We start from the raw sequence: 20,475 nt of genomic DNA on the forward strand, positions 1-20,475 counted from the left end.
GTAATGGCGCCATTTCCCGAACGGAGTGGCGTTTATGTTATATGAGTTAGTTCTTTCCCTTCGTCAGTGCGTGTCCGCTTTGCTCGGCGCAGAACGGACGCTATCCTGGTTTGCGCTGTTGCCGCCGATCGTACTGGTCCTGATGATCGTACCGCTTGTGGGCTGCGGCGATAAAAGCGCCGAAAAGCCCGCGCCGGCCCGCCCGGTGCGCTACGTGGTGGTGGGTTCCCCGGCGACGCTTCCCGCTCTGGAAAGAACGGGCGAAATCCACGCGCATGATGAGACGGCCCTGAGCTTTCGTACGGCGGGCAGGATGCTGACGCGCGCGGTGGATGTCGGCGATCGGGTCAACTACGGGCAGCTGCTGGCGACGCTTGAAGAGACCAGCGCGCGAAATCAGCTGGACAGCGCGACGGCTGACGATGAGAGCGCCCGAGCGACCGCCCGGGTCGCCGCGCTGAACGTTAACCGCATGCAGAAGCTCATCGCCACGGGCGCAATCGCCCGCTCTCAGCTGGACAGCGCGCAGGCGGACTGGCTGGTCGCCAGCGCCCGGGTGAAGAGCAGCGAGGCCGCCTTGCGCAACGCCAGGGAAAGCCTGGGCTGGACGCGTCTTACTTCGCCGGGTGAGGGGGTTATCACGGCGGTCAGCGCCTCTCCCGGTCAGGTGGTCAGCGCCGGAGAGACGGTGGTGACGCTGGCGGCGGGTCAGGCGCGCGATGTGGTGTTTGATATCCCGGATCCCGCTAAGGTTGAAGCGCAAAGGGCGGAAGAATTTCAGGTTGCTTTGCTCAGCGATGCCGGGGTGAAGGCCTATGCTGTTTTGCGTGATATTAGCCCACAGGCCGATCCCCAGACCCGGACATGGCGCGTCAGGGCAACGCTCAAGAAACCGCCCGCCGCGATGGCGCTGGGCGCCAGCGTCACGGTAAGGCTGCCGTCATCAGGCTCGACGGGATACGCCATACCGGCTTCTGCGCTGAGCCGCTGCGGAGATAAACCGGCCGTCTTTGTCATCACCCCGCAGATGCAGGCGCAGCTGCGCGTTGTCGTTCCCGCCAGCTACACGGCTTCTTCCGCGATCATCGCCTCCGGCCTTGTGCCCGGCGACCGGGTTATTACCGCCGGCGTTAGCAAACTGCGCCCGGGCGAAAAAGTCGTCGCCGGAGAGAGGCTGCCGTGAAAATAGCGCCGTCAAAAAATCGCTTTAACCTTTCTGCATGGGCGCTGGAAAACCCGCAAATGGTCAGTTTCTTTATGCTGCTGATTATGGTTATCGGTTCGCTCAGCTATACGCTGCTGCCGCGAAATGAAGATCCGGCTTTCACTATCAAAACGGCGGTAGTCTCGGCGCAGTGGCCGGGCGCGTCGGTAACGGATACCACGCATCTGGTAACGGATGTCCTGGAGAAAAAATTACAGGAAACGCCCTGGCTCGATTATATCGAAAGTGAAACCCGAGCCGGGCAAACGGTTATCTATATTAATCTCCGCGATGACACCCCGGCGCACAACGTCCCGGCGATCTGGTACCAGATCCGCAAAAAAATGCAGGATATTGCGCCATCGCTGCCGGAAGGCGCGCAGGGACCGAGCGTGAACGATGAGTTTGACGACACGTACGGCACCATTTACGGATTTATCCCTGACGGATATAGCCTTGAAGAGGTGCGACAGCGGGTGGAGACGATCCGCCGTGAACTGATGTCCGTGCCGGATATCGGCAAAACGGTCCTCCTTGGCGAGCCGCAGGAGCAGGTAGTTATCGCTTTTTCACCCGCCCGGCTGGCCGGTATGGGGCTTACCATTCAGCAGGTTGCGGACGCTCTGAAGGCCCAGAATGCCGTGGTGCCGGCAGGAACCCTGCGCACCGGGCAGGAGAATATCACGCTAAACGTCAGCGGGGCCCTCAGGACCGAAGCGAGCCTGCGCGCCGTCATCCTGCACATCAACGATCGCTATCTTCCCCTGACCGATATTGCCACGATTGAAAGAAGCGCGGCCGAACCGCCTTCAGCGGAGTTTCGCGTCAACGGACGTCCTGCCGTTGGGCTGGCGATTTCCATGGCGCCGACGGGCAATATGCTGCGCTTTGGCGAGACGCTGAATAACAGAATGCGCGCCATCGGCGTCGGGCTACCGCACGGCATCGAGATAGTTAAAGTGGCTGACCAGTCGGCGGTGGTCAGCGGCGCCGTAAGCGGATTTGTCCGGGTACTGGTGGAAGCCGTGCTGATTGTGCTGGCGGTTTCTTTTGTCTCGCTGGGATTAAGGGCCGGGCTGGTGGTGGCCGCGGCGATCCCGCTGGTGCTGGCGATGACCTTTACCGGGATGATGCTGGCAGGCATTGGTCTACAGCGCATCTCTCTCGGGGCCCTGATCGTTGCGCTAGGGCTGCTGGTGGATGATGCCATGATCGCCGTGGAAACCATGGTATCCCGGCTTGAGGCCGGCGATACGCGACGGCAGGCGGCGACGTACGCTTTCCAAACCACGGCATTTCCGATGTTGACCGGTACGCTGGTCATGATTGCAGGGTTTATTCCCGTCGGTTTTGCCTCATCCAGCGCGGGCGAATACTGCTTTTCGCTGTTTGCCGTGGTGCTGATGGCGCTTCTGAATTCATGGGTCGTGGCGATTCTGTTCTCCCCTTTGACCGGAACGTGGCTGCTGCCGGAAAAGCTGAAACATCGTGCCGCAGGCCCGGGCCGCATGGCGCGGGGATATGGACGACTTCTGCGTACGGTGCTGCGCCACCGGCTTGCCACCCTGGGGATTGCGCTGGCCGCGCTGGGGCTGTCGGTGTACGGGACCACGTTTATGCAGGGGGAGTTTTTCCCTTCATCTGATCGCCCGGAGCTGCTGGTCAGCCTGACGCTTCCGGCCAATGCTTCGCAGACGGAAACGGAGAAACAAACGGAGAGGCTGGAAAGGGCGCTCGCCGGGAATCGCAACATTGACCATTATTCGACCTATATTGGGGCGGGCGCCATCCGCTTTTATCTGCCGATGGATGTTCTGCTGGATAATGAAAATACGGCGCAGCTGGTGGTGGTGGCGAAAGACCTGGCCGCCCGCGACCGCCTGCGGGAACAGTTAAACACGCTGCTGACCACGCAATTCAGCGATCTGACTTCGCGCGTTTCTCCTCTGGAGCTAGGGCCTCCGGTGGGCTGGCCGATCAAATACCGGGTCAGCGGGCCGGATTATCTCAAGGTCAGAGAGTATGCCGGGCGTCTGGCCGAGGCGATAGGGCGCTCGCCGTTAACCCGGGAGGTAAACCAGACCGCCGGCGAGCCGGAGAGAACCATCGTCCTGCAGGTGAACCAGACTGCCGCGCGGGCGGCGGGCGTGTCATCGCAGAGCCTGGCGCAGACGCTTAATACCGTCTGGTCAGGCACGACGGTCACATCGCTGAGAGACAATGACCGGCTGGTTGATGTGGTGCTGCGGGCGAACGACAGCGAGCGATTGAATCTTGCCACCCTGTCATCGCTGATGGTTGAGGGGCGCGGTGGAGAAAAAGTTCCCCTCAGCGCGGTGGCCACGCCGACCTGGGGAGTGGACGATCCGGTGCTCTGGCGTCGGCAAAGATTGCCGTTTATCACCGTACAAACCGACCTCGCGCCGGGGATGCGGGCAGAAGGCGTATCGAACGGTCTGCGCCCGACGGTGGATCAACTGCGCGCGGGTTTACCCACCGGTTACAGCATTGTCGAAGGCGGGGTGGTTGCGGAGTCCGAAAAAGGCAACAGCTCGGTATTGAATATTTTACCCGTCACCCTCGGCATTATGCTGTTATTGCTGATGCTTCAGCTGCGGCGCTATTCTCGTATGCTGCTGGCTCTGTTCATGGCCCCGTTCGGCTTGCCGGGGATTGTTATGGCCATGCTGCCGGGCGACACGCCAATGGGATTTGTGGCTCTGCTCGGCGTCATCGCGCTGGCGGGGATGATTATCCGCAATGCCGTGATACTTATCACTGAAGTTGACGGCAATCTGGCTCAGGGCATGGAAAGCGATGCCGCTATTATTGCCGCCGCAGAGCACCGGGCCAGGCCGATATTTCTGACCGCCTGCGCCGCGATACTGGGTATGGTCCCCATCTCTCACCAGGTATTCTGGGGACCGATGGCGTATGCCATCATTGGCGGGCTGATTGTCGCGACGCTCGTCACGTTAACCGTGCTGCCGGCGTCCTTTAGCCTGCTGCTGGAGAGGGGGAGATACCGGGAAAAACGTCCCGCCGCTTAATAACACAGGATGGCCGGGGGCGACCCCGGTCGGGGTGCAACAGGCGAAAAAAAAAGCCCGTACTTGCGTACGAGCTCTTCTTAAAATATGGCGGTGAGGGGGGGATTCGAACCCCCGATACGTTGCCGTATACACACTTTCCAGGCGTGCTCCTTCAGCCACTCGGACACCTCACCATATTGTTTTGTCGCTCACCTTGGGTGGGCAACGGGGCGCTACTATAGGGAGTTGCGCTAAAACGGTCAAGCAGTATTTATGCTTTCGCTATCGTTCGGTTAAGCAATGAACACTGCCCCGCCGTAGCACGGCGGGGCAGTCATTTTAACGCTGTGAATCAAGCTGTTCGTTATTCTTCACCACGTCCTGAGCTTTGGCGTAGCTCTCGATCAGCAGCTGGTATGCCGGGAAGACCTTGGTATACACCTCGGCCCACTCAGCGGCATCCGGGCGGTTCCAGGTGTGCTGCAGTTCAGAAGCAACCGCTGCGGTATCCATCGGCACGACGCCAGCCTGGACGACGCGGGCGAGGGTGATTTCCTGCGCCATCTTGCTATAGGTACCGGAAGCATCAATGACGGCAAAAACCTTATAGCCATCGGCGACGGCGGCAATGGACGGGAACGCCATGCAGACGCTGGTAATGGTACCGGCGATAATCAGCGTTTTACGCCCGGTCGCTTTTACCGCGGCAACAAATTCCGGGTTATCCCACGCGTTAATCTCTCCTTTACGCGCAATATATTGCGCATGGGGCGCGTTCGCATGAATCTCAGGGATCAGCGGACCGTTTGGTCCCTGCGGCACTGACGCCGTGGTGATCACCGGGATCCCGGCTAATGAAGCCATCTTCGCCAGCGCGGCGGCGCGCGCCCGCAGCTCCGGCATCGGCATATCACCCACGGTCTGGAACAGACCGCTCTGGTGGTCAATCAGCAGCATGGCGGTATCATTGACATCAATAACCGGACGAGAACCATTAAAGTTAGCTGGGGTAGACATATTATTCACCTCATTCAATATCAGATTTGGCCGAAGCGGCCGCTATTAAAATCACGAACCGCTTCCGCGATTTGTGCTTTGGTATTCATCACAAAGGGGCCGTAGCCCACAATCGGCTCCTGCAGCGGTTCACCGGCCATCAGCAGTACTTTTGCGTTGCTACTGGCCGAGAGGTGGAGCGCTTCTCCTTTCTGGCTGAGCACCACCAGCTGACCCTCGCGGGCGCTACCCTCGCCGTTCACCACCACTTCACCTTCCAGAACGACCAGCGCCGTACTCCAGCCGGCAGGCTGATGCAGCGTGATTTCCTGGCTCTGGTTAAGCTGCAGGTCCCAGACGTTAAGCGGAGAAAACGTGTGCGCAGGGCCGACAATATCTTCGTAGCGCCCGGCAATAACCCGCATATGGCCCGCATTATTCGGCAGCTCAACGTCAGGAATCACATCAGCAGTGATGCTCTGGTATCCCGGCTGCGTCATTTTGTCTTTCGCCGGGAGGTTGACCCAGAGCTGAATCATCTTCAGCTCGCCGCCGGTACGGGTAAATTCCGCCGAGTGGAACTCTTCATGCAGGATCCCGGCGCCCGCGGTCATCCACTGCACATCGCCCGGCCCAATGACGCCGCCTCTGCCGGTAGAGTCACGATGTTCAACTTCGCCGGAATAGACCACGGTGACGGTTTCAAATCCGCGATGCGGATGTTCGCCGACGCCGCGTTTGCCTGTCCCCGCCGGGAAGTGATGGGGGCCTGCGTAGTCGAGCAGCAGGAAGGGGCTTAGCTGTTCGCCGTGAGTCTGGTAAGAGAACATTGAGCGAACCGGGAAACCATCGCCTACCCAGTGCTGTGAAGGCGCGGTGTAGATACCTGTAATTTGTTTCATGGCAGTCTCCTGAATAGCTGTTTCTGATGTGAATAAGCATAGATTCGCCACTAATAGTCCGCTAGATAGCAAAAATGACCTATACTGTTCTAAAAATGGAACGATGGGGGAAGGATGCAGGATCTCAATGACTTAGCCTGGTTCGTACAGGTGATCGATCACGGTGGTTTTGCCGCGGCGGGCAGGGCGCTCGATCAACCCAAATCCAAGTTGAGCCGTCGTATCGCCCAGCTAGAAGAACGCCTCGGCGTCCGTTTAATTCAACGTACAACCCGGCAGTTTGCGGTAACGGAAGTTGGCCTGACCTTTTATCAGCACTGCAAAGCGATGCTGATCGAGGCGGAAGCGGCAGAACAGGCGGTGGAAACCCTGCGTTCCGAGCCGCGCGGGAGCGTAAAGCTGACCTGCCCGGTAACGCTATTGCATGCGCATATCGGGCCGATGCTGGCACGGTTTATGGTGCGCTATCCGGGCGTGAATCTGCAGCTGGAAGCGACTAACCGACGCGTTGATGTTGTTGGAGAAGGCGTCGACGTCGCGGTTCGCGTACGTCCAAGGCCGATAGAAGATAGCGATCTGGTGATGCGTGTTCTGGCCGATCGCGGGCACCGTCTGGTCGCCAGCCCACGGTTGGTGGAGCGGCAGGGGCAGCCTCAGGTTCCTTCAGCGCTAAGCGATTGGCCGGGGTTAAGCCTGGGGGCGGGCAAACATCAGCATAAGTGGCAGTTGACCGGCCCGGAGGGGGCAAGGGCGGAAATCTACTTTACTCCCCGGCTGGTCACCACGGATATGCTGGCGCTCCGTGAAGCGGCCATTGCCGGCGTTGGGGTGGTACAGCTTCCTTTATTAATGGTGCGCGATCAGTTGGCCGCCGGAGAGCTGGTGGTTGTCCTCGATGAGTGGCAACCGCGCAGGGAGGTGATCCATGCGGTGTTTGCCTCTCGTCGCGGATTACTCCCCTCGGTCAGGGCGCTGGTGGATTTTCTCAGCGAAGAGTATCAGCGGATGGAAGAGGATTAGCATTTGCCACAATCCCGGCGGCGGCGCGATGCGCCTGTCCGGGCTCGGATTACCGGCGATCTGCGGCCCGGTAGCCCGGCTAAGCGCAGCGCAAGCCGGGAAGAAGCCACTGCAATACCACGTCACGGCATATTCCCCGGGTTGCGGCGTAAACGCCTTACCCGGGCTACGGGCTATCGGCAATCTGCGGTACTGTAGCCCGGGCACGCGCTGTGCGCCGCCCCCGTGAGAAGAGCATGGAGTAGCAGAATTTCCCGGAGGCGATGCTGCGCATCTGTCCGGGCTACCGGACGGAGCGCAGCAGGCGAAAAAAAAGCCCGTACTTGCGTACGAGCCCTTCTTAAAACATGGCGGTGAGGGGGGGATTGACTCGCTGCGCTCGCCGTTACTCGGCCCGTCCCTGGGCCTCGCCCCTGCGGGGCCAGCGCAGGCTCTGTGCAAAATTGCTCCCGGCAATTTTGTCGGGGCAGATTCCTCGCAGGCTCGTCATCTGTCCAACTGGCTGTCGCCAGTTGTCGAACCCCGGTCGGGGCTTCTCATCCCCCCGGCGGGGTGCTATATGCGAAAAAAAAAGCCCGTACTTGCGTACGAGCTCTTCTTAAAATATGGCGGTGAGGGGGGGATTCGAACCCCCGATACGTTGCCGTATACACACTTTCCAGGCGTGCTCCTTCAGCCACTCGGACACCTCACCATATTGTCTTTCCCGTTGTTGCCGGGAACGGGCGCTAATTTAGGGAAATACGTATCTCCCGTCAATCAACTTTTTTAAAAAATCGCGCGTTTAGCCAAACTTCAAGCAACTTGCTCCCTAAATGGGCGAAAATCGATTTTTTTATCGCCATTCCCTTTTTCGCACGCTCGGCGAATGAAATTTGCTATGCTGGCAATCCAATAGAAAACAACGAGTAAAACGCGACGCTAACCTAACCTGCCAGCAGCGTCGGCTATCAGGAGCCTTTATGGATATCATCTTTTACCACCCCACGTTCGACACCCCTTTCTGGATTACGGAACTGGAAAAACAGCTGCCCGGCTCGCGCGTCCGCGAGTGGAAACCCGGAGATAATCAACCCGCTGACTATGCGCTGGTCTGGCATCCGCCGGTAGAAATGCTCCAGGGCCGCCAGCTTAAAGCCGTCTTTGCCCTTGGCGCCGGCGTCGATTCAATCCTCAGCAAACTGCGGGAACACCCGGAAATGCTGCCGCTGTCAACTCCGCTGTTCCGTCTGGAAGACACCGGCATGGGGCTGCAGATGCAAGAATACGCGGTGAGCCAGGTGTTGCACTGGTTCCGTCGTTTTGATGACTATCAGGCATTAAAACAAGAGGCGCGGTGGCAGCCGCTGGAGGAGTATCAGCGTGAAGATTTCACCATCGGCATCATGGGCGCGGGCGTGCTTGGCGCGAAAGTGGCCGAAGCCCTGCAAAGCTGGGGCTTTCCGTTACGCATCTGGAGCCGCAGCCGCAAATCCTGGCCGCAGGTCACCAGCTTTGCCGGAGAAGAGGAGCTGAATGCCTTCCTCAACGGAACACGAGTGCTGATAAACCTGCTGCCCAACACGGCGGAAACCGTTGGAATTATTAATAGCGCGCGCCTGGCGCAGCTGCCGGATAACAGCTACGTGCTGAATCTGGCTCGAGGTGTTCATGTGGTGGAAGACGATCTTCTGGACGCGCTGAATAGCGGCAAGTTGAAAGGCGCGATGCTGGATGTGTACAGCCGCGAACCGCTGCCTGAAGCGAGCCCGCTTTGGCGGCATCCGCGAGTGGCGATGACGCCGCATGTTGCCGCCGTCACCCGGCCTCTGGAAGCCATGGCTTATATCGCCAAAACCATCGGTCAGTTAGAACGAGGTGAAACGGTCAGCGGGCAGGTCGATCGCCAGCTGGGATACTAAGCGACAGCCCCGCATGAGCGGGGTTTTTGCTGATCACAGGCGCAGATTCCTGCTATTCTTGCCACAAACAGAGAAGGAGATTGTGATGTATCCTGTTGACCTGCACATGCATACCGTCGCCAGCACCCACGCCTACAGTACCCTGCACGATTATATTGCAGAAGCAAAGCGCAAGGGGATCAAACTTTTTGCCATTACCGACCACGGGCCCGATATGGCCGATGCGCCTCACTACTGGCATTTTATTAATATGCGTATCTGGCCGCGGCTGGTGGAGGGCGTTGGTATCCTGCGCGGTATCGAAGCCAATATCAAAAATACCCAGGGCGAAATTGACTGTACCGGCCCGATGCTCAACTCGCTGGACCTGATCATTGCCGGTTTTCACGAGCCGGTGTTCCCTCCAAAGGATAAAGCAACGCATACCGAAGCGATGATCGCCACGATAGCGAGCGGCGCGGTGCATATCATTAGCCATCCGGGTAATCCTAAGTTTCCCGTTGATATCCCGGCCATTGCCGCGGCAGCGGCGAAGCACCACGTGGCGCTGGAAATCAATAACTCATCCTTTGTTTCGTCGCGCATTGGCAGCGCAGATAACTGCCGTGCCGTTGCCGCGGCCGTACGCGATGCCGGCGGCTGGGTTGCGCTGGGCTCGGATTCCCATACGGCATTCACGCTTGGTGAATTTAGCGAATGTCGCAAAATCCTCGATGCTGTTGATTTTCCGGAAGAGCGAATTCTTAACGTGACGCCGCGGCGTCTGCTTAATTTTCTTGAATCGCGTGGGATGCCTGCGATTCCTGAGTTTGCTGAACTTTAATTTGAATAACTGGAATAAATGAATGAACGAGTTTTCAATCCTCTGCCGCGTGCTGGGCTCTCTCTATTATCGTCAGCCGCAGGACCCGCTGCTGGTGCCGCTGTTTACCCTTATTCGCGAAGGGAAGCTGGCAGCAAGCTGGCCGCTGGAGCAGGATGAACTGCTGGAGCGTCTGCAAAAAAGCTGCGATATGCCGTCTCTGTCCGCCGAATACAACGCGCTGTTTGTCGGTGAAGAGTGCCGCGTGGCGCCATACCGCAGCGCATGGGTAGAAGGCGCTACGGAAGCTGACGTTCGCGCTTTCCTCAGCGCGCATGGTGTCCCCACGGGGGAGGGCGCGGCGGATCATTTAGGCTCCTTGCTGCTGGCCGCTTCGTGGCTGGAAGATCACGCGCCGGAAGATGAAAGCGACGTTCTGGAAACCCTGTTCGCTGAGTATATTCTGCCGTGGTGCGGCGAGTTCCTGGGCAAAGTTGAAGCCCATGCAACCACGCCGTTCTGGCGCGCCATGGCCCCGCTGACTCGTGAAGCCCTCTCCGCCATGTGGGATGAGCTGCAGGAAGAAAATGAGCAATAAATTGCGATTAAAGTCACAATTTAATTGCAACAAAGCATTCTTAATTTCATTTAGTGTGTTCCGTGTCGCATTTGACGGGCGCGTTTCTGCTATGATACGCGCCATGAACATACTCTTCGCAATCGCATTAACGACGGGCATTCTCTCCGGTATCTGGGGATGGGTGGCCGTCGCATTGGGTCTGCTGAGCTGGGCAGGTTTCCTCGGCTGTACGGCTTACTTTGCCTGTCCGCAAGGTGGGTTAAAAGGGCTGCTTATTTCGACCTGTACGGTCATGAGCGGCGTGGTGTGGGCGCTGGTGATTATTCACGGTAGCGCGCTGGCGCCGCAGCTGGAAGTGGTTAGCTATATCATGACCGGCGTCGTGGCGTTTTTGATGTGTATCCAGGCGCGCCAGCTGATTCTCTCTTTTGTGCCGGGTACTTTTATCGGCGCGTGTGCGACGTTTGCCGCCGGCGGCGACTGGCGTTTAGTTGTGCCTTCACTCGCGCTGGGCCTGGTATTTGGCTATGCCATGAAAAATAGCGGCCTGTGGCTGGCGACCCGGGCGGAGAAAAATAAATCTCTGGCTAATCAAAGTCGCGAATCTTTTTAACCTATCCCACTTTTTTATCACCAAAGAGCCCGTCGGGCTCTTTGGCTGTTTTTTCTGCCAAGTATTACCTCATCATAAATCTTCCCGCCATTTTGTTTTTCCTTATATATCCGCAACTTTAACTGTACCGGGAGTTAGTGAATCGATTTTGTTAGCACATTTAAACAAATGATATTTTTTGTTTTAAAATTGTTAATATAATTAAAGTGAAGTAAAAAAATATAACTCGTCGCACTCATGGATGGCTGGTGCTCTTCAGTAGCTATACCGATATGCAGAGGAGTTTTATAATGAAAACAATTAGATATGCTTCGCTTGCAGCCCTGTTTATATTACCCTCGTTTATTAGCCCTGCGATCGCCGAACAGACCGTGGCTGGCGTCGTCCATTTTTACGGACGGGTGGTGGAAGCACCTTGCCAGCTCGATGCAATCAATAATCAGGTTATTATGGATTGCCCGCGGGCGGAGACGATTAAAATTTCCGCTCAGCAGCTTGAGAAAGGGAATATCCGCAACGAAAATATCCGTTCTGCGCAATTACGCTATATTAATCCGCAACGGACCCTCGCCATTCTGGATGTTGATTATCGGTAACCCTCTGCCCCCGGGCTTTCGCCCCGGGGGCTATCGTGCCATATTATCCTCCTGTATTCCTTTCAAGACGTATGCCGACAGGAGGAGAAATGGCTGTTCAACCTGAAGTGGTTCTCGGCGATATTACCAGGCTTGAGGTCGATGTTATCGTCAACGCGGCTAATCCGTCGCTGCTTGGCGGCGGCGGGGTGGACGGGGCGATTCACCGCGCGGCAGGGCCGGAACTGCTGGCTGCCTGTAAAGTTGTGCGGCAACAGCAGGGAGAGTGTCCGCCGGGTCATGCGGTGATTACGGCGGCAGGAAATCTGCCCGCCAGCGCGGTGATTCACGCCGTAGGGCCGGTCTGGCACGGCGGTGACAGGCAGGAGGCGGAATTACTGGCTGACGTTTACAAAAATAGCCTGCTGCTGGCCTCGGCAAATAATTACCGATCCATCGCATTTCCTGCTATCAGCACCGGCGTATATGGTTACCCTAAACAGGCTGCCGCGGAGATAGCCGTGCGGACGGTAACTGCCTTTCTCACTCGCTACAATCCGCTGGAGCGCGTTTATTTCGTTTGTTTTGATAGCGAAACCGCCGGCATCTATACCCAATTACTCGAGGCGAGTCGCGCGCAACTCGGCCATCAGAATAAGATATGATAGTTTCCTGCGAAGGCGGGAAACTATCATAACGGGAGAGTCATCGGTGACTGAAGGGAAGGTTCTACAAAAACAACGGCTTCGCCGGATGGAAATTGTTGCCGCGGCACAAAAATGTTTCGCGGAAAAGGGCCTGCATGGCGCCTCCGTAGCGGATATTGCGCGTCAGGCTGGCCTTAGCGTAGGCCAGCTATATCGCGTTTTCGCCAGCAAAGAAGAGATCATCGAAGTTATCGTCAGCGAGATCGTGAATGCCAGAGTGGGTGAAATGGTTGCCGGGAATCATGATTTAGCCCGCATGGCTTCAGTTTTAGCCGGCGTGCTCCCCGCGACCGAGTCTACGAAAAACGATAATTATCTGCTGATGGAAATTAACGCCGAGGCGTCCCGAAATCCGCGCCTGCGTGAAATTATGATCCAGGCCGATCGTCGCCTGAAAGAGGAGGGCGGACGGCTTACCCGCCACTACCATCCTGAGATGACCGCGGAGCAAATTAGCGTCGCCTGCGAATTTATCGCGATATTAACGGAAGGGGCGGCATACCGTTGCGACCTGGCGACGGCCCCGACGGTAGATAAAGAGGCGATGGAGAGCCTGTACCGCGATGTCTTTCAGCTGTTGTTTGCGCAAAAATAGCGCTGCTATGTGCATTCCACACAGCAGCTCCCTGTTTTAACTGGCGGAAATTTGCGGCTTAGCCGTCTTTTGCTGGAATTTTCCGGAAAAAAGAAAGCGCAACAGCGGTATCCGCAGATGAATTTCATACAGCACCAGTGCAATCCCGACAACAAAAACCAGCCCGGTGATAAATCCAAGGGTATTTGATTGAATGACCGGGGTTATCCATGCCCCGTAGAGCAGGGTCAGAGGGTGGTGCACCAGGTAGATAAATAGCGATGCGTTGACGAAGTAGGTCACCCGCGCGGACTGGAAATTTAACAAACGGTGGCCAAGCGAAAAGACCACGTTGACCATCCATAGCCCCAGCACCATCGTAATCACGTACTCCGTTTCGTACATCCAGCCATCGCCCGAGCCGTACTGCTGATTCAGTCGGTAGGCGATAAATCCCAGTAAAGCCGCCACAAAGCACCACGGCGAGGGAGTCGTGAACATCGTCTTCAGCCGCGCGTTAATAAACGTCTGGGCGCCCAGGATAAAGAAAGGCAGGTAGAACAGCGTTTGCATCACGATAAAGTTGAACAGACCGTTGCTGAGAATGGGTGGATAGAGGATAAAAATAGTGCGGCGGATGACCGCGTACAGCACGCCCAGAGCGAGAAAAATCATCGACAGCTGGCCTAATGTGACGGTGTCACCAAAGGTGGGCGCAGCGGCAGAACGTGGTCGCGTCAGCCATTTGAACATCACCACGCCCAGCGACGTCAGGACCACCAGCACCAACAAAAACCACAGATGAGAGATCAGCTCCCAGGCGAGGGTGTTGAACTTGTCATAGCCTGACAGCGTATGCCAGTTATCCGCTTTACCGTTGACGTACTGCAGCATAATAAACTGCGGCAGGGTCAGGAGCGGGATCGCCGTTAACATGGGAATGCCGACGCGCTCAACGCGTACTTTCCACCATTTTTTCAGCGGATAGCGCAGAAAAAGCATGTAGGAAAAATAGCCGGAAATCACAAAGAAGACCTGCATGCGAAAGGCATGGATGAAGTCGTTAAATAACGTCAGCCACCACGAGGGCTCGGCGCTGTTAACATGCCAGCTGTGGCTGGAGTAAATGAGCGAAATGTGAAAAGGGATGCCCAATAGCATCAGCCAGGCGCGGATGCTATCGAAAAAATATTCACGCTGTACCGGAGTATTATTCATACAATATCACTACATTCTCAGACAATTCGTCTTATCACTCAACGTGATAACGTTTAAATTCTCTGCAACCCTACATGAACTCTGGTTAACTGTCTCCAGGATAAGCACGCAAAGTGCAAACGGGGCAGTAACTGTGTATTCCCTGTGCCGCGATGCCGAACAATGCAGGGATTATGTTGTCGGAATGCCTGAGTTTCCATTAAAATAGATCGGATCGATTTAAGCACACAAAGGGGGAAGTGCTTACTTATATGAAACATAAACCACAGATGATGAAAATGCGTTGGTTAAGCGCAGCCGTAATGTTGTCCCTGTGTACTTCATCTGCATGGGCATTCAGCATTGATGACGTCGCAAAAGAGGCACAAACGTTAGCCGGCAAAGGCTTTGAAGCGCCTAAAAGTAACCTGCCCTCTGCCTTCCGCGACATGAAGTATGCGGACTATCAGCAAATTCAGTTTAATCACGACAAAGCCTATTGGAATAATCTGAAAAGCCCGTTCAAGCTCGAGTTCTATCACCAGGGAATGTATTTCGATACGCCGGTCACCATTAATGAAGTGACGGCAACCAGCGTACGTAAAATTAAATATAGCCCGGACTATTTTAATTTTGGCAACGTTCAGCACGATAAAGACACGGTTAAAGACCTCGGTTTTGCGGGCTTTAAGGTTCTGTATCCGATCAACAGCAAAGACAAGAACGATGAGATCGTCAGCATGCTCGGAGCCAGCTATTTCCGCGTGCTCGGTCAGGGCCAGGTATATGGGCTTTCTGCCCGCGGACTGGCTATCGATACCGCGCTGCCGTCCGGAGAAGAGTTCCCGCGCTTCCGTGAGTTCTGGATTGAGCGTCCTAAAGCCACCGATAAACGCCTGACGATTTATGCGCTGCTTGATTCCCCGCGCGCAACCGGCGCCTATCGCTTTGTGATCATGCCCGGTCGCGATACCGTGGTGGACGTGCAGTCTAAGGTCTATCTGCGTGACAAAGTCGGTAAACTGGGCGTGGCGCCGTTAACCAGCATGTTCCTGTTCGGGCCGCATCAGCCGTCTCCGACCACCAACTACCGCCCGGCGCTGCACGACTCCAACGGGCTGTCCATTCTTGCCGGTAACGGTGAGTGGATCTGGCGTCCGCTCAATAACCCGAAACACCTGGCCGTCAGCAGCTACGCAATGGAAAACCCGCAGGGGTTTGGCCTGCTGCAGCGCGGCCGTCAGTTCTCGCGTTTTGAAGACCTCGACGACCGCTACGATCTGCGCCCAAGCGCGTGGATTACGCCGAAAGGTGATTGGGGCAAAGGGAAAATCGAACTGGTCGAGATCCCAACCAACGATGAAACCAACGATAACATCGTCACCTACTGGACGCCGGATCAGCTGCCGGAACCCGGCAAAGAGATGAACTTCAAATACACCATCACTTTCAGCCGTGACGAAGACAAACTGCATGCGCCGGATAACGCTTACGTTATGCAGACCCGCCGTTCTACCGGCGACGTCAAGCAATCGAACCTGATCCGCCAGCCTGATGGCACCATTGCCTTTATTGTCGATTTCACCGGCGCCGAGATGAAAAAGCTGCCCGCAGATACGCCAGTGACTGCCCAGGCCAGCATCGGCGATAACGCTGAAATCGTCGAAAATACCGTGCGCTACAACCCAGTAACGAAAGGCTGGCGTATGATCCTGCGCGTCAAAGTGAAAGATCCTAAGAAAACCACGGATATGCGCGCAGCCCTGGTCAATACCGACCAGACGCTGAGCGAAACCTGGAGCTATCAGCTGCCTGCCAATGAATAAGATAACGAAGTACATCGACGCATTGCCGCTGTCGGATGCAGAAAAACGCGCGTTACCTGACGCAAGTCTGCAGGCCGTACATCAAGCACTGGACGCTGAACATCACGTTTACCACCGCGAAGACGACTCCCCGCTGGGGTCGGTAAAATCGCGGCTGGAGCACAGCTGGCCAGATTCACTGGCCGGTAACCAGCTGGTTAAGGATGACGAAGGGCGCACTCAGCTCAACGCCATGCCGAAAGCAAAACGCTCCTCCATGTTTCCGGACCCCTGGCGGACTAACCCGGTCGGGCGCTTCTGGGATCGGCTGCGCGGACGCGACGTGACGCCGCGCTATCTTTCTCGCCTGAGCCAGGAAGAGCAGGAGAGCGAGCAGAAATGGCGTACCGTCGGCTCTATCCGCCGCTACATTCTTCTGCTGCTGACGCTGGCGCAGACCGTGGTGGCGACGTGGTACATGAAAACCATTTTGCCCTACCAGGGCTGGGCGCTGATTAACCCGGCGGATATGGTGGGGCAGAACCTGTGGATCTCCTTTATGCAGCTGCTGCCCTATGTGCTGCAGTCGGGGATCCTGATCCTGTTCGCCGTGCTTTTTTGCTGGGTCTCAGCGGGATTCTGGACCGCGCTGATGGGCTTCCTGCAGCTGCTCATCGGGCGTGATAAGTACAGTATCTCAGCCTCGACCGTCGGGAATGAGCCGTTGAACCCGGAGCATCGCACGGCGCTGATCATGCCGATCTGCAACGAAGACGTTGACCGCGTATTCGCCGGCCTGCGTGCGACCTGGGAGTCGGTAAAGGCCAGCGGCAACGCCGAGCACTTTGATGTCTATATCCTGAGCGATAGCTACAACCCGGATATCTGCGTGGCAGAGCAAAAGGCGTGGATGGAGCTCATTGCCGAAGTGCAGGGCGAAGGGCAGATCTTCTATCGCCGCCGCCGCCGCCGCGTGAAGCGCAAAAGCGGTAACATTGATGACTTCTGCCGCCGTTGGGGTAGCCAGTATAGCTACATGGTGGTGCTGGATGCCGACTCCGTCATGAGCGGTGAGTGCCTGAGCGGCCTGGTGCGCCTGATGGAAGCGAACCCGAATGCCGGCATCATCCAGTCATCGCCTCGCGCGTCGGGCATGGATACGCTGTATGCTCGCTGTCAGCAATTTGCCACCCGCGTCTACGGCCCGCTGTTTACCGCCGGGCTGCACTTCTGGCAGCTGGGCGAATCGCACTACTGGGGACACAACGCCATTATCCGGGTGAAACCGTTTATTGAGCACTGTGCCCTCGCGCCGCTGCCGGGTGAGGGTAACTTCGCGGGTTCCATTCTGTCGCACGACTTCGTCGAAGCCGCATTGATGCGTCGCGCCGGATGGGGGGTCTGGATTGCTTACGATCTCCCCGGATCTTATGAAGAGCTGCCGCCGAACCTGCTGGACGAGCTGAAGCGCGATCGCCGCTGGTGTCAGGGAAACCTGATGAACTTCCGCCTGTTCCTGGTTAAAGGGATGCACCCGGTTCACCGCGCGGTGTTCCTGACCGGCGTGATGTCATACCTGTCGGCGCCGCTGTGGTTTATGTTCCTTGCGCTCTCAACTGCCCTGCAGGTGGTGCATGCGTTGACCGAACCGCAGTACTTTCTGCAGCCGCGGCAGCTGTTCCCGGTCTGGCCGCAGTGGCGTCCGGAGCTGGCCATTGCCCTGTTTGCTTCCACCATGGTGCTGCTGTTTCTGCCGAAGCTGCTGAGTATTATCCTGGTGTGGTGTAAAGGGCCAAAAGAGTACGGCGGATTTATCCGCGTGACCCTTTCTCTGCTGCTGGAGGTGCTCTTTTCGGTGCTGCTGGCGCCGGTGCGTATGCTGTTCCATACCGTATTTGTGGTCAGCGCGTTCCTCGGCTGGGAAGTGGTGTGGAACTCGCCGCAGCGTGATGACGACTCTACCCCGTGGGGCGAAGCGTTTATGCGTCACGGCTCGCAGATGCTGTTGGGTCTGGTCTGGGCGGTGGGCATGGCATGGCTGGATCTGCGCTTCCTGTTCTGGCTGGCGCCGATTGTGGTGTCGCTGATTCTGTCGCCGTTCGTGTCGGCCATTTCCAGCCGCGCCACCATCGGCCTGCGCACTAAACGCTGGAAGCTGTTCCTGATCCCGGAAGAGTACTCCCCGCCGCAGGTGCTTAAAGATACTGACGCTTACCTGACGCTTAACCGTCAGCGTTCGCTGGACGACGGCTTTATGCATGCGGTATTTAACCCGTCGTTTAACGCGCTGGCAACGGCGATGGCCACCGCGCGCCACCGTCACGGGCATATTCTGGATATCGCTCGCGAACGTCACGTTGAGCAGGCGCTGAACGAGACGCCGGATAAACTAAACCGCGATCGTCGTCTGGTATTGCTGAGCGACCCGGTCACGATGTCACGCTTGCACTATCGCGTGTGGGCCGCGCCGGAGAAATACTCTTCGTGGGTCGGCGCCTATCAGCAGCTGACGTTGAATCCGCTGGCGTTAAAAACGAAGTAAGCCGTACGTTAAGGAAAATACCGGCAATGGCGCCGGTATTTTTTTACCTGAAAATCGAGGTTGTTGATGAGAGTTTTACTGGTTATCGCAATGACGCTGTTTCTCAGCGGCTGCGGGAGTATTATCAGCCGCACAGTGCCTGGCCAGGGCCATGGAAACCAGTACTATCCCGGCGTTCAGTGGGATGTTCGTGATTCAGCATGGCGCTATATCACTATTCTCGATCTGCCCTTTTCGCTGGTGTTTGATACGCTACTGCTGCCGCTTGACGCCAGCCATGGCCCCTATAACTAATTAGCGTTCATCCCATTCATCGGCGGCAGCCTGGCCCTCCTCGGTATCGAGAGAGGGTTCAAGCTGAAACTCGCCTTCATCCCATTCGTGCAGCGTGTTTTCTTCCAGCCACTCCTGGCGAAGCTCAATCTCATCATAATCACCGTCAAAGACGCTCTGCGCAGCCTGACCGCTGAGGACCGGCAGACATTCGCCCTGTTCATCCTCGTCGGCGAAAAATTCGGCCTGCCAGGCAATATCACCGTCCTGGAGTACGTACTTCTGGATATTTAACTGCTCAATGCTGGCGCTCTCTTCGTCGCTATCGGGATTATTAGCCAGAAACTCCTCGCGGGCTGCATCGATTGCTTCTTCAAGCGTGGCATAGAACATCGAATCCTTTGGCATGGCTAACCTCCTAAGATGAATAGAAATGAACACGATTCAATCTATAGAAGGCGGTTGGCAATGCGTCAAGGAGGTGAACGCCACACGGACATTAATTTACCGAATGCGTGCCGGAACCCGGATTGTCCGTTGCCCGGGGGCGGCGGGAGCGACCGAGGGTCAAGGTCGAGTAGACCGCATTGAACAGCACCACACCGGCGGTGACTAAAAAGACTGCCCGGAAGCCGTAGTTGGCGGAAACCGATGCGCCGATGAGCGGACCCGTGACGTTGCCGATATCGCGGAACGACTGGTTATAGCTGAATATTCTGCCCGAGATTTGGCTGGTGGAGTTGTACACCAGCAGCGTTTGCACTGCCGGCAGCAGCGCGCCGTCGGCGGCACCTAACAGGAAGCGCAGGATACCCAGCTGCAGCGGCGTCTGGACGAACGACATGGGAATCAGGAGCAGGACAGAAATCACCAGCGCGACGATCAGGATTTTTTCCGGACCGATACGGTCGCCGAGTTTACCGAGGCGAGGGGCGCTAAGCAGGGCGGCAATACCGGGGACTGAAGCTATCATGCCGCTGATAAACGCAATATTACTGACGTTGCCGGCGAGATCGCGCACGTAAAGCGTCAAAATCGGCGCGATGGAACCGGTAGCCACCTGGATAATCAGCGATGTCACAAACAGACTCAGCACCAGTTTCGGATTTTTAAGCGACGTGAAAACGTCTTTCGCGCTGAGCATCTCTTTTTTACTGACGGCGACAAAGTTCTCGCGGATGAGAAAAAGGGTAAATAAGAAACAAATAAACAGCACGCCTGCCGTCATAAAGAAGACGGTACGCAATCCCCAGTGATCGGCCAGGAAACCGCCGGCCAGCGGCCCCAGCAGCGCGCCGCTGACCGCCCCGGTAGAGAGGGTCCCCAGCGCCCAGCCGCTCTTATGACGGGGAATTTGCGTCGCTATCAGCGCATTGGCGTTAGGAATAAATCCGCCGAGCAGACCTAACAGCGCGCGCAGGATCAGAAACTGCCAGATATTCTGCGCCAGGCCCATCAGCAGCATAACGATTGCCATACCGAGGGCCGAGCGCAGCAGCATAATTTTGCGTCCTTTGCGGTCCGCGAGACCGCCCCAGAAGGGAGAGGCCACGGCGGAAAATAAAAAGGTAATGCTGAAAACCAGCCCTGACCACATATTGAGGGCGCTATGGCCGGTTACGCCGAGTTGTTCGACGTAGAGCGGGAGGAACGGCATCACCAGGCTAAAGGCGGCGCCGGTTAAAAAGCAGCCGAGCCAGGTGACGGTGAGATTACGTTTCCAGTTAATGGGGGTATCAGCAGAGGGCATAG

The 20,475-nt window shown here is 56.8% G+C and carries 18 protein-coding genes and 2 tRNA genes; 13 read left to right on the forward strand and 7 right to left on the reverse strand.

Going from position 1 to position 20,475, the window contains the following annotated elements; all coding sequences use genetic code 11:
- Positions 1-34: 34 nt before the first annotated feature.
- Positions 35-1,183, forward strand: a complete 1,149-nt coding sequence (locus tag F8562_RS26705) for an efflux RND transporter periplasmic adaptor subunit (RefSeq protein WP_014228812.1) — start codon at positions 35-37, stop codon at positions 1,181-1,183.
- Complete coding sequence (locus tag F8562_RS26710) at positions 1,180-4,254, forward strand: efflux RND transporter permease subunit (protein ID WP_014838071.1); 3,075 nt, start codon at positions 1,180-1,182, stop codon at positions 4,252-4,254. Before F8562_RS26705 ends, F8562_RS26710 begins: the two co-directional genes overlap by 4 nt.
- A gap of 88 nt (positions 4,255-4,342) precedes the next feature.
- Here F8562_RS26710 and F8562_RS26715 read toward each other — a convergent pair.
- The 3 genes from F8562_RS26715 to F8562_RS26725 all read right to left on the reverse strand — a co-directional run bounded on the left by F8562_RS26715 (position 4,343) and on the right by F8562_RS26725 (position 6,134).
- Positions 4,343-4,430, reverse strand: a tRNA-Ser gene (locus F8562_RS26715).
- Between the two features lie 145 nt (positions 4,431-4,575).
- On the reverse strand, positions 4,576-5,253 hold the full coding sequence (locus tag F8562_RS26720; RefSeq protein ID WP_094909533.1) for an isochorismatase family protein: 678 nt from the start codon (positions 5,251-5,253) through the stop codon (positions 4,576-4,578).
- A gap of 20 nt (positions 5,254-5,273) precedes the next feature.
- Complete coding sequence (locus tag F8562_RS26725; RefSeq protein WP_014228815.1) at positions 5,274-6,134, reverse strand: pirin family protein; 861 nt, start codon at positions 6,132-6,134, stop codon at positions 5,274-5,276.
- 114 nt (positions 6,135-6,248) lie between these two features.
- On the opposite strand from F8562_RS26725, the gene F8562_RS26730 reads away from it, so the two are divergent.
- The gene (locus F8562_RS26730; protein ID WP_014838072.1) at positions 6,249-7,154 is read left to right on the forward strand and encodes a LysR family transcriptional regulator; all 906 of its coding nucleotides are present in this window, start codon (positions 6,249-6,251) and stop codon (positions 7,152-7,154) included.
- A 606-nt stretch (positions 7,155-7,760) separates the two neighbouring features.
- On the opposite strand, the gene F8562_RS26735 is transcribed toward F8562_RS26730, so the two are convergent.
- Positions 7,761-7,848, reverse strand: a tRNA-Ser gene (locus tag F8562_RS26735).
- 268 nt (positions 7,849-8,116) lie between these two features.
- Here F8562_RS26735 and ghrA point away from each other — a divergent pair.
- The 7 genes from ghrA (at position 8,117) to F8562_RS26770 (ending at position 12,927) form a co-directional block, all read left to right on the forward strand.
- Positions 8,117-9,055 carry a glyoxylate/hydroxypyruvate reductase GhrA gene (ghrA, locus tag F8562_RS26740; RefSeq protein WP_014838073.1) on the forward strand — a complete coding sequence of 313 codons (939 nt, stop codon included), beginning with the start codon at positions 8,117-8,119 and terminating at the stop codon, positions 9,053-9,055.
- Between the two features lie 85 nt (positions 9,056-9,140).
- On the forward strand, positions 9,141-9,878 hold the full coding sequence (locus F8562_RS26745; RefSeq protein ID WP_014838074.1) for a phosphatase: 738 nt from the start codon (positions 9,141-9,143) through the stop codon (positions 9,876-9,878).
- Between the two features lie 22 nt (positions 9,879-9,900).
- Entirely contained in the window at positions 9,901-10,455 is a 555-nt protein-coding gene (locus F8562_RS26750) for a molecular chaperone (protein WP_014228819.1), read from the forward strand.
- A gap of 103 nt (positions 10,456-10,558) precedes the next feature.
- Positions 10,559-11,050, forward strand: a complete 492-nt coding sequence (locus F8562_RS26755; RefSeq protein ID WP_014228820.1) for a DUF1097 domain-containing protein — start codon at positions 10,559-10,561, stop codon at positions 11,048-11,050.
- Between the two features lie 290 nt (positions 11,051-11,340).
- Positions 11,341-11,646, forward strand: a complete 306-nt coding sequence (locus F8562_RS26760) for a type 1 fimbrial protein (RefSeq protein ID WP_014228821.1) — start codon at positions 11,341-11,343, stop codon at positions 11,644-11,646.
- An 89-nt stretch (positions 11,647-11,735) separates the two neighbouring features.
- On the forward strand, positions 11,736-12,290 hold the full coding sequence (gene ymdB / locus F8562_RS26765; RefSeq protein WP_014228822.1) for an O-acetyl-ADP-ribose deacetylase: 555 nt from the start codon (positions 11,736-11,738) through the stop codon (positions 12,288-12,290).
- A 46-nt stretch (positions 12,291-12,336) separates the two neighbouring features.
- Complete coding sequence (locus F8562_RS26770; protein WP_032719702.1) at positions 12,337-12,927, forward strand: TetR/AcrR family transcriptional regulator; 591 nt, start codon at positions 12,337-12,339, stop codon at positions 12,925-12,927.
- 36 nt (positions 12,928-12,963) lie between these two features.
- On the opposite strand, the gene mdoC is transcribed toward F8562_RS26770, so the two are convergent.
- Positions 12,964-14,124 (reverse strand): glucans biosynthesis protein MdoC, encoded by a 1,161-nt coding sequence (gene mdoC, locus F8562_RS26775; protein WP_004849851.1) that lies wholly within the window; start codon positions 14,122-14,124, stop codon positions 12,964-12,966.
- Positions 14,125-14,375: 251 nt separating this feature from the next.
- Between mdoC and mdoG the strand changes: the two genes are divergently transcribed.
- The 3 genes from mdoG (at position 14,376) to F8562_RS26790 (ending at position 18,744) form a co-directional block, all read left to right on the forward strand.
- On the forward strand, positions 14,376-15,929 hold the full coding sequence (mdoG, locus tag F8562_RS26780) for a glucans biosynthesis protein MdoG (protein WP_004101027.1): 1,554 nt from the start codon (positions 14,376-14,378) through the stop codon (positions 15,927-15,929).
- Positions 15,922-18,450 carry a glucans biosynthesis glucosyltransferase MdoH gene (gene mdoH, locus F8562_RS26785; RefSeq protein WP_014228826.1) on the forward strand — a complete coding sequence of 843 codons (2,529 nt, stop codon included), beginning with the start codon at positions 15,922-15,924 and terminating at the stop codon, positions 18,448-18,450. Before mdoG ends, mdoH begins: the two co-directional genes overlap by 8 nt.
- Positions 18,451-18,516: 66 nt before the next feature.
- Positions 18,517-18,744 carry a YceK/YidQ family lipoprotein gene (locus F8562_RS26790; RefSeq protein WP_004849859.1) on the forward strand — a complete coding sequence of 76 codons (228 nt, stop codon included), beginning with the start codon at positions 18,517-18,519 and terminating at the stop codon, positions 18,742-18,744.
- On the opposite strand, the gene F8562_RS26795 is transcribed toward F8562_RS26790, so the two are convergent.
- Together F8562_RS26795 and mdtG are read right to left on the reverse strand one after the other, a co-directional pair.
- The gene (locus F8562_RS26795; protein ID WP_004137236.1) at positions 18,745-19,131 is read right to left on the reverse strand and encodes a MysB family protein; all 387 of its coding nucleotides are present in this window, start codon (positions 19,129-19,131) and stop codon (positions 18,745-18,747) included.
- A gap of 91 nt (positions 19,132-19,222) precedes the next feature.
- The gene (gene mdtG, locus F8562_RS26800; protein WP_014228827.1) at positions 19,223-20,473 is read right to left on the reverse strand and encodes a multidrug efflux MFS transporter MdtG; all 1,251 of its coding nucleotides are present in this window, start codon (positions 20,471-20,473) and stop codon (positions 19,223-19,225) included.
- Positions 20,474-20,475: the final 2 nt, after the last annotated feature.

The organism is Klebsiella sp. RCJ4 (assembly GCF_009025755.1).
Lineage (GTDB): Bacteria > Pseudomonadota > Gammaproteobacteria > Enterobacterales > Enterobacteriaceae > Klebsiella > Klebsiella michiganensis.